The sequence below is a fragment of the Pseudoxanthomonas composti genome (assembly GCF_004122095.1).
Classification (GTDB): domain Bacteria; phylum Pseudomonadota; class Gammaproteobacteria; order Xanthomonadales; family Xanthomonadaceae; genus Pseudoxanthomonas_A; species Pseudoxanthomonas_A composti.
The window spans coordinates 1-12,650 of record NZ_SAWZ01000009.1; the positions used below are offsets into that span (position 1 = coordinate 1).

Below are 12,650 nucleotides of genomic sequence, written 5' to 3' on the forward strand. Positions count from 1 at the left end.
TGCGGGTGAGGCTGGTGCCCCCGCGCCTACGTGATCCATGCGCCGCGACGGTGGATGAAAGAGCGTCATCCACCCTACGTAGGGTGGACAACGCGGAGCTTGTCCACCGGGCCTCGCTGCGGGTGAGGCTGGTGACCCCGCGCCTACGTGATCCATGCGCCGCGACGGTGGATGAAAGAGCGTCATCCACCCTACGTGGGTTGGACAACGCGGAGCTTGTCCACCACCACCTTGCGGTGCGGGGGCCTTAGCCGGCGGTCACGCTGGCGATGGTGATGCCCACCGTGGCCAGGCCGACCAGGAAGAAATAAACCAGCCCCAGCACCGCGTATTTGGCCGCCGTCAGCCACCAGGCCTCGCCGTAGACCCGCCGCTGCATCATGTAGAGATACCCCGGCATCCACAGCCAGACCAGCGCGCGCAGCCCCGTGAGCGCGGTGGCCGCCCACGGCGCGCGGGCAGTCACCGCATCGCCCAGCAGCATCAGGCTAAAGATCGCCAGCAAGGCCAGGCACAGGAAGGCATGGCTGTAGAGCGCCACCACCAGGTGTTCCAGATAGCCGCGCCCGCTGCCCAGGTACAGCACCTTGAGCATCAGCGCGAATACCGGCACCAGGATGAACAGCGCCGTCGGAATGGTGCCGACCATGGCCTGCTTGAGCTGGTCCGGGTCCTCGCCGTAGCGCTGCATGTTCTGCTGGGCCGCCTCGAGCTTGCGGTTGACCCAGCTATTGAAGAAGGCGGGCATGGTGTCGAACACCACCGGATTGGTCTGCCGATTCCAAGGCTTGCCCTGGTGATCGAAGAGGCTTCCCTGGCGCCAGGGGGATTGCATGGCGCCCAGTTCCTGGGCGGGCGGGGGCGTCACCTTCAACGACCCCGGCGCGTACTGAGGGTCCAACTGCTTCAGGCGCAGCTCGGCCTGCGCATGGCTGAGCCGCTCGGCCACGTCCAGCTCGGCGCGCAGGGGGGCGATGGCGGGCATGCTGTTGCGCGCGATCTGCAGCTGGGTCAGCTCATCGCGCAGGTGCGCCTCCACCGCCGCGCGCGTGGTGTCGGCGGCGAAGTCGCCAGCCGAATCCACCTGCTCCAGCGCCGCCTGCGCCTGGGCCGGGGTCAGCCCACCGCTCGCCTCGCTGCTGCTGAAGTGGATCGCGAACTGGGCGATGAAGAAGGTCAGCACCGACAGGATCACGAACAGCCGCAGCGGCGGCATGTACGGTGCCCGGTGCCCGGCCAGGAACCGCGCCGCCAGCCGCCCCGGCACCAGCAGGTCGCGCAGCGTCATGAACACGCGGCCGTCCAGGTGCCAGAACGATTCGAAGATGTCCTCGATGGCATGGGTCATGCTGCGCAGCGGGTTGTGCGCGTGCTGGCCGCACTGGTGGCAGAAGGCGCCCTGCAAGGGCGTGGCGCAATTGGCGCAGGCGCCCGGATGCGCGTCGGTCACGGCGTGGCTCATGGTCTGCGGCTTTCCCCAAAGGCAGAGGTCCTGGGCGTGCGGAGCGGCGGGCGGCGTCCTCTCGTTCCCAGGCCCGAAGGCAGGGCAGAGGTTAACCGGATCGACCGCTGCGTGCGCAGCGTGGGCGCGCGTCGTGACCAGCCGCCTGATGCTCGCGCAGATGCGATCCCGGGCCCATCGGCGTCGTTCCGCCAGGGCACCGCGTCCAGGCATGTCATCCGGCCGTCGGCCAGAGGCACTAAGATGACCCCCCCTTTCGGTCCGGTGCCAGCGCCCATTCCGCGCGCGGCCGTTGCCGCTGCAGATTCCGTCATGTCCGCTTCCCTCGATCCTGCCGCGCCCGCCCACAGCGCGCGGCAGGAGCTGCGCACTACCGGGCGCCTGGCCCTGCCGCTGGTGCTGGCCCACGTCTCCACCGGCCTGGTCGGCTTCGTCGACAACGTGATCGCCGGGCACCACGGCACGGCCACGCTGGCCGCGGTCACCATCGGCACGGCGCTGCTGTGGCTGCCGATGATGGTGCCGATCGGCACGCTGATCTCGCTGACTGCCTCGGTATCCGAACTGGACGGTGCCAGGCGTCGCGACGAGATCGCCCCGCTGTTCCGCCAGGCGCTGTGGCTGGCCCTGGGCCTGGGCGCGGTGCTGTTCGCCTTCCTGTCGCTGGCGCCGCTGGCGTTGACGCCGATGGGCATCGCGCCGGAGATCGTCCCCGGCGGCACCGCCTTCCTGCACGGCATCCGCTGGGGCGTGCCGGCGCTGACGCTGTACTTCTGCATGCGCTACCTGAGCGAAGGCATGCACTGGACCCTGCCGACCATGCTGATCGGCTTCGGCGGGCTGCTGGTGCTGGGCCCGCTGGGCTACGTGCTGGCCTTCGGCAAGCTGGGCCTGCCCGAGCGCGGCGCTGGCGGGCTGGGCATCGCCTCGGCCTGCATGATGTGGCTGCAGGCGCTGACCTACGCGGTCTACCTGGCGCGTTCGCGCCGCTTCAGGCCGCTGGGGCTGTTCGCCCGCTTCGATCCGCCCCGGCGCGCGCCGATCGCCCAGCTGCTGCGCACCGGCCTGCCCATCGGGGTGACCGTGCTGATGGAGGGCAGCCTGTTCATCGTCACCGCGCTGCTGATCGCGCGGCTGGGTTCGGTGCCGGCGGCGGCGCACCAGATCGCCATCAACGTGGCCGCGCTGTGCTTCATGGTGCCGATGGGCGTGGCCGAGGCCACCACGGTGCGCGTGGGCCATGCCCTGGGCGCGCGCGACGCGCATGGGGTCGGCCGCGCGGCGCGGGCCGGCTACGTCATCGTGCTGGGCACGCAGGTGCTGTCGGCGAGCTGCCTGCTCATCGGCCATGACTGGGTGGTCTCGCTGTACACCGCCGATGCGGCCGTGGCGGCCATCGCCGGCGGCCTGCTGCTGATGGCCGCGGCCTTCCAGTTCCCCGATGGCCTGCAGGTGCTCTCCGCGGGCGCGCTGCGCGGCCTGAAGGACACGCGCGTGCCCATGTGGCTGGCCGCGGTGTCCTACTGGGGGCTGGGCATGCCGCTGGGCGCCGGCCTGGGGCTGGGCCTGGGCTGGGGCCCCAAGGGCATGTGGCTGGGCCTGACGCTGGGGCTGACGGCCGCGGCGGTGCTGCTGGGCCTGCGTCTGCGCCGCACCCGCCTGCGCCTGCTGCGCACGCTCTAGGCGCGGCTGCAGGCGGTTCCTGCCAGCGGTCCGCGGCAATGACTTCCGGCAGGATGACTTCAGGGGCATGAAAGCCTGCGTGGCAGGCTTTAAGCTGGCGGCACTTTCACGGAGTGCGTCCCATGAGCCAGCCCCCCCGTCGCAACCTCTTCGCCGCGTTCTTCGTCGGCCTGTGGGATGTGATGAACTTCACCCGCCGCCTGATCTTCAACCTGGTGTTCTTCGGGCTGATCTTCCTGGTGGCCGTGCTGATGGTCGTGGCGATGGTCCGCGGCAACGGCATCAAGCCGCTGCAGGAGCGCACCACCCTGGTGATCGCGCCGGAAGGCCGCCTGGTGGAGCAGTTCAGCTCCGATGCGGCCTCGCGCGCCATCGCCAAGGCCCTGGGCGACAACGGCGGGGGCGAGGTGCAGCTGCGCGACCTGGTGCGCGCGCTGCAGGCGGCCAAGGCCGACAAGAAGATCGAGCGCGTGCTGCTGAACGTGGACAAGCTGCAGCCCTCGGGCTACGCCTCGCTGCGCGAGGTCGCCGCCGCCCTGGCCGACCTGCGCGCCTCGGGCAAGCAGATCGTGGCCTTCAGCGAGAGCATGGACCAGGGCCATTACCTGCTGGCCGCGCAGGCCAACGAGGTCTACCTGGACCCGATGGGTGGGGTGATGCTGACCGGCATCGGCCGCTATCGCCAGTACTACCGCACCGGCCTGCAGGACAAGCTGGGCGTGGACATGCAACTGTTCCGCGTTGGCGAGTACAAGTCCGCCGCCGAGCCCTACATCCTGGATGCGGCCTCGCCCGCGTCCAAGGAGGCCGACCTGTTCTGGATGAACGACATCTGGAACCGCTACCTGGGCGACGTGGCCAAGGCCCGCAAGCTCACCCCGGAGCAGCTGAGCGCGGGCATCGACACCCTGCCCGAGGGCGTGGCCGCCAACGCCGGCGACCTGGGCAAGCTGGCCCTGCAGCAGAAGCTGGTGGACGGCCTCAAGACCCGCGAGGACATCGAGAAGCTGATGACCGAGCGTGGCGTGGCCGACGAGGACGCCGACCTGGGCTTCCGCAGCATCAACCTGGATGCCTACCTGGCGCAGATTGACGCCAAGCGCAGCCCCATCGACGAGCGCCCGCAGGTGGCCGTGGTGGTGGCCGAGGGCGAGATCACCGGTGGCGAGCAGCCGGCCGGCAGGATCGGCGGCGTGTCCACCTCGGCCCTGCTGCGCGAGGCGCGCGACGACGAGAAGGTCAAGGCGGTGGTGCTGCGGGTGAACTCGCCCGGTGGCGAGGTGTTCGCCTCCGAGCAGATCCGCCGCGAAGTGGTGGCGCTGAAGGAAGCCGGCAAGCCGGTGGTGGTGTCCATGGGCGACCTGGCTGCCTCCGGCGGCTACTGGATCAGCATGAACGCCGATCGCATCTACGCCGATCCGTCCACCATCAGCGGTTCCATCGGCATCTTCGGCCTGATCCCCAACCTGACCCGCACGCTGGACAAGATCGGCGTGCACACCGACGGCGTGGGCACCACGCGCTTTGCCGGCGCCTTCGATGTGACCAAGCCGATGGACCCGGAAGTGGCCAACATCATCCAGGGCGTGATCAACAAGGGCTATGCCGACTTCACCGGCCGCGTCGCCGCCGCGCGCAAGAAGAGCGTGGAAGCGGTGGACCAGGTCGCGCGTGGCCGCGTGTGGAGCGGTGAGCAGGCCAAGGAGCGCGGGCTGATCGATGAGATGGGCGGCATGCAGGCGGCCGTCGCCGACGCCGCCGCGCGCGCCAAGCTGGGCGAGCAGGACAAGTACCGCGTGCGTTACGTGGAGAAGAACAGCTCGCCGTTGGCCCAGTTCATGGGTGGCCTGGCCGGCAGCCGCATCGGCGCCTACTTCATGAAGGACTCGGACCTGGCCCGCACCCTGATCGCCAAGGCCATGCCCGAGACCGACGCCCAACTGCGCTTCCTGGAAGCGGCCGCGAAGGACACCGCCGGCAAGCCGGTGAAGGCGTTGGCGTATTGCTTCTGCAATCCGATGTGATTGGGATTGAGGAGTGAGTGGGGAGGAGTGAGGAGTGAGCGAAAGCTGGATCCTCGCCCGCTGGTGCCGCTTCTTGCGCTTTGCGGGGCCGTGGGGCGAGGAGTGAGTGGGGAGGAGTGAGGAGTGAGCGAAAGCCGGATCCCCACCCGCTGATGCCGCTCCTTGCGCTTTGCGGGGCCGTGAGGCGAGGAGTGAGTGGGGAGGAGTGAGGAGTGAGGAGTGAGGAGTGAGGAGTGAGGAGTGAGCAAGGGCTGATCCTCACCCCGTGAGTCCACTGCTCGCCCTCAGACTCGAAGGTCAGTCGCGAGGGCGGAAGAGTGGGCAGGGACCTTGTCGCTGCACTGCTCTTTGTGGGAGCGGCTTCAGCCGCGAAGAGGCTTTACCGGGAAGGCCTCTTCGCGGCTGAAGCCGCTCCCACGACAGCGCTCAGCGCCTCATCGCTTCGCTCACTCCTCACTCCTCTCTTCTCACTTCTCGCTTTCCTCCATGGCCGCCTTCTGCCTGTCCGCCGCCTGCTGCGTGGCCTGCTCGGCGGCGCGGGCGCGATCCAGCGGTTGCTGGATGGCCTGGCGTAACTCGGTGGCCTTGGGGTCGGGCTTCTGTTCGGTCGGCGCCGGGGCGGGCTTGCAGGCGGACAGGCCCGCGCACAGCAGGGCCAGCCAGCCCAGGGTCGCGATGCGGCGAAGGTTCATGCGCCAGGTCTCCCGATGAGGTGGCGCTATCCTACGCCCGGCATTCACGGGCGGGGCAGGCATGGCATCACGGTGGCGACTTGATGGGCAGCGCGCGCTGATCACCGGCGCCAGCGCGGGAATCGGCCGCGCGATCGCGCAGGAACTGGTGGCGCTGGGCGCGGACGTGCTGCTGGTAGCGCGCGATGCGGCGCTGCTGGCGGCCACGCGCGACGAGCTGCAGGACCAGTTTCCCGATGCCGAAGTCGCCGCGATGTCGGCCGACATCGCCGAGGACGAAGACCGGCGCGCGATCCTGGACTGGGTGGAGGACCAGGGCGATGGCCTGCACCTGCTGGTCAACAACGCTGGCGGCAGCCTGCCGCGCGCGGCAGTGGACTACACCGAGGACCAGTGGCGCGGCCTGTTCGAAACCAACCTGTTCGCCGCCTTCGAGCTGACGCGTTACGCGCACCCGCTGCTGGCGCGGCATGCCAGCTCGGCCATCGTCAACATTGGCGGGGTGGCGGGCCTGACCGCCACCCGCAGCGGCGTGGCCGACGGCATGGCCAAGGCGGCGCTGCACCAGATGACGCGCACGCTGGCGGCCGAGTGGGCCGAGGACGGCGTGCGCGTCAACGCCATCGCGCCCTGGTACGTGCGCACGCGCCGCACCTCGGCCGTGCTGGCCGATCCGGACTACTACGATGCCGTGGTCGAACGCACGCCGATGCGTCGCGTGGGCGAGCCGGAGGAGATCGCCGCGGCCGTGGCCTTCCTCTGCCTGCCGGCCGCGTCGTACGTCACCGGGCAGTGCCTGGCGGTGGATGGGGGGTTCAGCACGTTTGGCTTTTGAAGCGTGAGAAACGAGTGCGGAGGAACGAGGAACGAGTAGGGCACAGCGAACTCCCTGCGCCCGCCGTTCCCTTTGCCGCTAAGCCAAACGCTGCTAGCGCGCGTCTGATGCGCTTGATGTTCTCTCAGAGCCCGGGGCGGCATACGGCGACATGATCAAGGGGAGGGGCGTCGGGACTTGCACGCTCTTCCACTCGTTCCTCGTTCCTCTCCACTCGTTCCTACGCCTCACCCTTCCCCGCAAACGCTCTCCGCCAGAATCCGCTGCACGCGCTCGTACTCGGCGCGATTGCGCTCGGTGTTCTCCGGGCGGCCGAAGCGCCAGGCCACTTCCACCTCGCCCAGCCGCTTGCGCCAGCTGCGGCATAGGTCGCGGTCGGGTACGCGGGCGCAGGTGTCGCGCAGCATCTCGCAGGTGCTGCCGGCGGCCATGCGCGGGTTGCCGCCCAGGCCGACGGTGTCGCGCGTCACGCAGCGCGGCGGCGGCGTGGGGTCTTCGGAAATGTAGGTGCCGCCGTCGTAGGCGGTGCACTGAAACATCACCGGCGGCGGCAAACGGTCTCTGGCGGCCTCTGTCGTCGGGTCCGGCAGCGGCTCGCCGGCCACGGCCGGTGGCGTGGTGTCGCGGATGATGCCGCTGGCCGGCGGCGCCGGCTTTGCGCGCACGCCCGGATCGAGGTCGATCTGCCCGCTCGGGCGGGTCGGCGGTGCCGGCGATGGCGTGCTCGCCGATGGCTCGGCCGCACGCGGGGGCGGGGCGGCGATGGTCGGCAGGGGGCGGCTCTCCACACCCTTGACGGTGCGCTTGTCCTCCTTGCTGCCGGCGGGGCAGGGATTGTTCTGAATGGTCATCGCCCCGGCCGCATCGGTGCAGCGGTAGATCGTGCTTTGCGCGCGGGTGCCGCCGGGCAGGCCGGACAGCGCCAGCGCCACGCCCAGCGCCGCCAGGCCTTTCAACTCGCAACGTCCCATCAGCCGTTTCCGCAATCGTTGGCCATGCGCGCATCGATCCCGCGCTGCTCGCGATCCAGCGCCTGGCGCTCGCTCTGCAGCGCGCTGTTGTAGCGGCGCTGGATCTCCCAGCGACGGTCGCTCAGGCGCGCGCAGACTTCCTGCTGCGGCAGGGCGTTGCAGGTATCGCGCACCCAGGTCGTGCCCAGCGGCACCACGGTGCCCACGTAGACGCCGGGACGATGCGGACCGCCCGCGCCGACCGGCCCATAGCCGCTGGCCCACAGCGGCACCTGGCGCGGATTACCCTCGCCGCTGTCGCTGGTATAGGTCTGGCCCTCGGGCGTGACGCACTCATACATCAGCCGGGGCGGGGTGCGGTAGATCACCTGGGTCACCGTCGGCGCCGGCGCCGGGGCGGGCAGCTGCGGTGCGCCCACGCCGGCGCTGACCGCGCGCGGGGGCGGATCCTGCGGACGCTGCATCACCAGCTCGCGCTGGGACTGGCCCGCTGCGCAGGGGGTATCGCGGATGGTCTCGTGCCCGGCCTTGTCGGTGCAGCGGTACAGGGTGACCGTGTCCGCCGCGGCCGGCAGCGCGGTCAGCAGCAGGGCGATGGACAGGGCGGGGCGCAGGGACATGGGGCTATCTTGCGCCCAAGCCGCGGCACCGGAAAGTGACGCCAGCGACAGGGCCAGCCGGCGGGTGGCGCTAGGTGCGCAGCACCTGTCCGGTCTGCGCCACGCGGATCACGGTGGGCGAGGCCAGGGTGCCGACCGCGCCAGGCACCCAGCCATCGATGGCCTCGCGCAGGGCGGGGTCGAACTGTTCCAGGCTGCGCGCAGGTTCAGCGCCGGCAGGATTGGCGCTGGTGGACACCAGGGCGCCATCGAAGGCCTCGCACAGGGCGATCACCTCCGGATGCGCACTGACCCGCACGGCGATGCCGCTGTGCGCACCGGTGATCCAGCGCGGCGCCCGCAGCGAGGCGGGCATGACCCAGGTATTGGGGCCGGGCCAGCTGTCCGTGACCGCCTGCAGCCGCCCCTCGTCCAGGATGGTGAGATCCAGATAGGGCTTGAGCTGGTCCAGCGAGGCGGCGATCAGGATCATCCCCTTCTCCACCGGGCGCTGCTTGATCTGCAGGATGCGGTGCACCGCGCGCTCGTCGGCCGGGTCGCAGCCCAGGCCCCACACCGCCTCGGTCGGATACGCCACCACGCCGCCGCTGCGCAGGGACGTCACGGCCGCATCGAGCGTCAGCGCGGTGCCCATGCTCAGCCGGCCTTCTTGACCACGGTCTTCTTCGCGGCTTTCTTCACCGCGGCTTTCTTGGCCGGCGCCTTGGTCGCGGCGGTCTTCTTGACCGCGGCCTTCTTCGCCGCAGGCTTCTTCGCGGAAGGTTCCTTGGCCACCTTCTTGGCCGCGGCCTTCTTGGCGCCGAAGCCCTTGCGCACCGGCTTGCCGGTCTCCTCCAGCAGCTTGACCACCTCGTCCAGGCTCAGCGAGGCCGGCTCGCGATCCTTGGGAATCTTGCCATTGAGCTTGCCATCGCTGATGTAGGGGCCGAAGCGGCCGTTGAGCACCTGGATATCGCTGCCGTCGAACTCCTTGATGATCCGGTTGCGCGCGATCTCTTCCTTCTCCTCGATCAGGAACACCGCGCGGGCCAGGTCGATCGTGTACGGGTCGTCCTCCTTCTTCAGCGAGGCATAGGTGCTGCCGCGCTTGGCGAAGGGGCCGAAGCGGCCGATGCCGACGCTGACGTCCTCGCCATTGTCCTGACCCAGCGCGCGCGGCATCAGGAACAGCTCCAGCGCCTCCTCCAGGGAGATGGTGTGCATCGACTGGCCCGGGCGCAGCGAGGCGAACTTGGGCTTCTCCTCGGCGTCCTCGGCGGTGCTGCCGATGGCCGCGTACGGCCCGAACCGGCCCAGGCGCACGCTGACCGGCTTGCCGGTCTTGGGGTCGGTGCCGAGCTCGCGCGCGCCACTGGCCTCGGCGCGGTCGACCGACTCCTTCTTCTCTTCCACCAGCTGGTTGAACGGGCCCCAGAAGCGGGCCATCAGCGGCAGCCATTCCTCCTCGCCACGGCTGACCGCGTCCAGCTCGTCCTCCAGCTTGGCGGTGAAGTCGTAGTCCACGTACTGGGTGAAGTGCCCGGACAGGAACTTGCTCACCGCCCGGCCCACGTCGGAGGGACGGAAGCTGCGGCCTTCCATCTCCACGTACTTGCGGAAGATCAGGGTCTGGATGATCGAGGCATAGGTGGAGGGACGGCCGATGCCGTATTCCTCCAGCGCCTTGACCAGCGCCGCTTCGGTGAAGCGCGGCGGCGGCTGGGTGAAATGCTGTTCGGCGCTGATGCGGTCCAGCGGCACGCGGTCGCCCGGCGCCATCTTCGGCAGTTTGCGGCCCTCGTCCTCGTCCTCGGCGCTCTTGCTGTCCTTGCCTTCCTCGTACACGGCCAGGAAGCCGGGCACCACCACGGTGGTGCCGCTGGCACGGAAGGCGTGCTCGGCACCGGCGGCCAGTTCGACGCTGACGGTGTTGAGCGTGGCCGGGATCATCTGGCAGGCCACCGCGCGCTTCCAGATCAGCTCGTACAGACGGCGCTCGTCGTCGGACAGGTACTTGCTCACCTGCGAGGGCGTGCGCAGGGCCGAGGTCGGGCGCACGGCCTCGTGCGCCTCCTGGGCGTTCTTGGACTTGGTCTGGTAGGTGTTGGGCTTGTCCGGTAGCGAGGCAGTGCCGTAGTCGCGGGCGATGACGTCGCGGATCTCGTCCAGCGCATCCTGGGACAGGTTGACCGAGTCGGTACGCATGTAGGAGATCAGGCCGACCGTGCCCTCATCGCCGATGGCCACGCCCTCGTAGAGCTTCTGCGCGACCTGCATGGTCTTGCGCGTGGTGAAGCCGAGCTTGCGCGAGGCTTCCTGCTGCAGGGTGGAGGTGGTGAAGGGCGGGGCCGGGCGGCGCTTGCGCTCCTTGCTGGCCACGTCGGTGACGTGCAGCGCACCGGCGGCCGCCTGCTGGATGCGCAGGCGCGCGGCCTCGGCGGTGTCGCCGTCGGTCACGGTGAACTGCTCGAACTTCTGGCCATCCAGCTTCACCAGCTTGGCGCTGAAGTGCTGGCTGGGGTGGGCGCACTCGGCGGCGATGGACCAGTACTCGCGGGCGACGAAGGCCTCGATCTCCTCCTCGCGCTCGACGATCATCCGCAGCGCCGGGCTCTGCACGCGGCCAGCGGACAGCCCGCGCTGCACCTTGCGCCACAGCACTGGGGACAGGTTGAAGCCGACCAGGTAATCCAGGGCGCGGCGCGCCTGCTGCGCATCGACCAGGTCCGCGGCGATGCTGCGCGGCTTGGTCATGGCTTCCTTGATCGCGCGCGGGGTGATCTCGGTGAACACCACCCGGTGCATGGGCTTGTCCTTGACCAGGTTGCGCTCTTTGAGGATCTCGGCGATGTGCCAGCTGATCGCCTCGCCCTCGCGGTCCGGGTCAGTCGCCAGATAGATGTCGTCGGCGGTCTTGGCGGCCTTGGCGATCGCATCGACGTGCTTCTCGTTCTTGTCGATCAGGTCGTAGCGCATGGCAAAGCCATTGTCCGGATCGACCGCGCCCTCCTTGGGGATCAGGTCGCGCACATGCCCGTAGGAGGCCAGGACGGTGAAGTCCTTGCCGAGATATTTGTTGATCGTCTTGGCCTTGGCCGGCGATTCGACGATGAGCAGGTGCTTGGGCATGGGGTTTTGGGAAAGCGTTCCGTGATGACGGCGCCAGGATCCGGATGGAAAAGGCGGCCAAGAGTGGCGTAACTGAGACAGGCGGAGAAGCCGACGCCCGGGGGATCGGCCCCGGGCGTTCAGCTTTCCTCTCTATTTATAGTGGAATCACGGCACGGGCCGCGTTGTCAAGCGCAGCCTGCCGTGAGACGTGCCGGGGCGGCCGCGTCAGCGGCCCATCGAGGCAGCCATGCCGACGGCAAATACGATCAGCCCGATGCCCAGCAGCGCGAGCAGGCCGCCAATCACCAGGATCACGACCGTCAGCGTGCCGAGCTCTCGCTTCTGCCACTCGGGGTGATCGGTGTAGGCCCACTTATCCACCACCAGGGTGTCGCAGATCATGTCGTGCAGGGCCTGCTTGCGCTCGGTGAAACCGGCCATGATGAAGCCGATGCACAGCGTGATGCCGCTGATGATCAAGGCGAAGTAGCGGCCGAAGCCCCGCAGGAAGCTGATCGGCTCGCCGTTGCTGCGCACCACCTTGATGCCGATGGCCATCTTGCCCAGCGTGGCCTGGTGGTTGGAGGCATGGAACCAGCCGTAATAGCTGGCGGACAGGCAGATCGAGACGATGTTGGTGACGGCCTGGATGGCCAGCATGCCCCCGGTGCCCAGCCCACCGTTCAACCCGAAGCCGGCGCCGATGATGCCGCCGATGATCGCGCCGATGATGCCGCCGGCCACGCCCACCACGAACGAGTCGATGATGTAGGCGGCCACCCGCTTCCAGAAACCGGCATAGACCACCTCGCCTCCCTGGACGACGCTGGAGTGCGAGGCCACCGCCGCGGCCGGGGCCGTGTAGGGCGAGTAGCTGGCCAGGTCGGCGTCGCGCTGGGCCTGGTGGCGCGGTTCCTGCGCCTGGAAGACCGCCCTGCCCGTGGTTGGGGCCTCCTCGGGCGCCGGTGCGGCGGCCTGCACGGGGACCTCGGGGTCCTGGGTGGCGGCCAGGACCGGTTCGACGACCGGCGGCGCGGCGGAGACCACCGGGGTTGGCGGCAGTTCGACCAGCGCCAGTTCGCCGGCGAAATCGCGCAGCGGCTGCCAGTTCGCCAGGCCGTCGCGCCAGACCAGCGTGTCCAGGGTCACGGCGTTTTCTTGGAAAAGGCGGGCCAGTTGCGCGTCGTCGATCGGCCCCTGCTGCTGCCGCAGTCGGTCGGCGTAGTACCAGTTCGTCATGGTGTCCCCTGAAGCGTTCGCGCAAACGTTAACG

The 12,650-nt window shown here is 69.3% G+C and carries 10 protein-coding genes; 3 read left to right on the forward strand and 7 right to left on the reverse strand.

Annotated elements, in window-relative coordinates:
* Positions 1-247: 247 nt before the first annotated feature.
* Positions 248-1,462 carry a DUF3667 domain-containing protein gene (locus EPA99_RS15010; protein ID WP_241688412.1) on the reverse strand — a complete coding sequence of 405 codons (1,215 nt, stop codon included), beginning with the start codon at positions 1,460-1,462 and terminating at the stop codon, positions 248-250.
* A 312-nt stretch (positions 1,463-1,774) separates the two neighbouring features.
* On the opposite strand from EPA99_RS15010, the gene EPA99_RS15015 reads away from it, so the two are divergent.
* Together EPA99_RS15015 and sppA are read left to right on the forward strand one after the other, a co-directional pair.
* Positions 1,775-3,145 (forward strand): MATE family efflux transporter, encoded by a 1,371-nt coding sequence (locus EPA99_RS15015; protein WP_129472061.1) that lies wholly within the window; start codon positions 1,775-1,777, stop codon positions 3,143-3,145.
* A 122-nt stretch (positions 3,146-3,267) separates the two neighbouring features.
* Entirely contained in the window at positions 3,268-5,169 is a 1,902-nt protein-coding gene (gene sppA / locus EPA99_RS15020) for a signal peptide peptidase SppA (RefSeq protein WP_129472062.1), read from the forward strand.
* A 467-nt stretch (positions 5,170-5,636) separates the two neighbouring features.
* On the opposite strand, the gene EPA99_RS15025 is transcribed toward sppA, so the two are convergent.
* The gene (locus EPA99_RS15025) at positions 5,637-5,861 is read right to left on the reverse strand and encodes a hypothetical protein (RefSeq protein WP_129472063.1); all 225 of its coding nucleotides are present in this window, start codon (positions 5,859-5,861) and stop codon (positions 5,637-5,639) included.
* A 61-nt stretch (positions 5,862-5,922) separates the two neighbouring features.
* On the opposite strand from EPA99_RS15025, the gene EPA99_RS15030 reads away from it, so the two are divergent.
* Positions 5,923-6,696, forward strand: a complete 774-nt coding sequence (locus tag EPA99_RS15030; protein ID WP_129472064.1) for an SDR family oxidoreductase — start codon at positions 5,923-5,925, stop codon at positions 6,694-6,696.
* Positions 6,697-6,923: 227 nt separating this feature from the next.
* Here the strand turns inward: EPA99_RS15030 and EPA99_RS15035 are convergent, their stop codons facing one another.
* The 5 genes from EPA99_RS15035 to EPA99_RS15055 form a co-directional block, all read right to left on the reverse strand.
* A complete protein-coding gene (locus EPA99_RS15035; protein WP_129472065.1) occupies positions 6,924-7,667 on the reverse strand; it encodes a DUF4124 domain-containing protein in 744 nt (247 codons plus the stop codon).
* Complete coding sequence (locus tag EPA99_RS15040) at positions 7,667-8,287, reverse strand: DUF4124 domain-containing protein (protein ID WP_129472066.1); 621 nt, start codon at positions 8,285-8,287, stop codon at positions 7,667-7,669. Before EPA99_RS15040 ends, EPA99_RS15035 begins: the two co-directional genes overlap by 1 nt.
* A gap of 70 nt (positions 8,288-8,357) precedes the next feature.
* Positions 8,358-8,921: an L-threonylcarbamoyladenylate synthase type 1 TsaC gene (tsaC, locus tag EPA99_RS15045; protein WP_129472067.1), complete on the reverse strand. Its 564-nt coding sequence runs from the start codon at positions 8,919-8,921 to the stop codon at positions 8,358-8,360.
* 2 nt (positions 8,922-8,923) lie between these two features.
* Positions 8,924-11,395 (reverse strand): DNA topoisomerase I, encoded by a 2,472-nt coding sequence (locus tag EPA99_RS15050; RefSeq protein ID WP_129472068.1) that lies wholly within the window; start codon positions 11,393-11,395, stop codon positions 8,924-8,926.
* A 207-nt stretch (positions 11,396-11,602) separates the two neighbouring features.
* Positions 11,603-12,616, reverse strand: coding sequence for an RDD family protein (locus EPA99_RS15055; protein ID WP_129472069.1), 1,014 nt, complete (start codon positions 12,614-12,616; stop codon positions 11,603-11,605).
* Positions 12,617-12,650 lie beyond the last annotated feature (34 nt).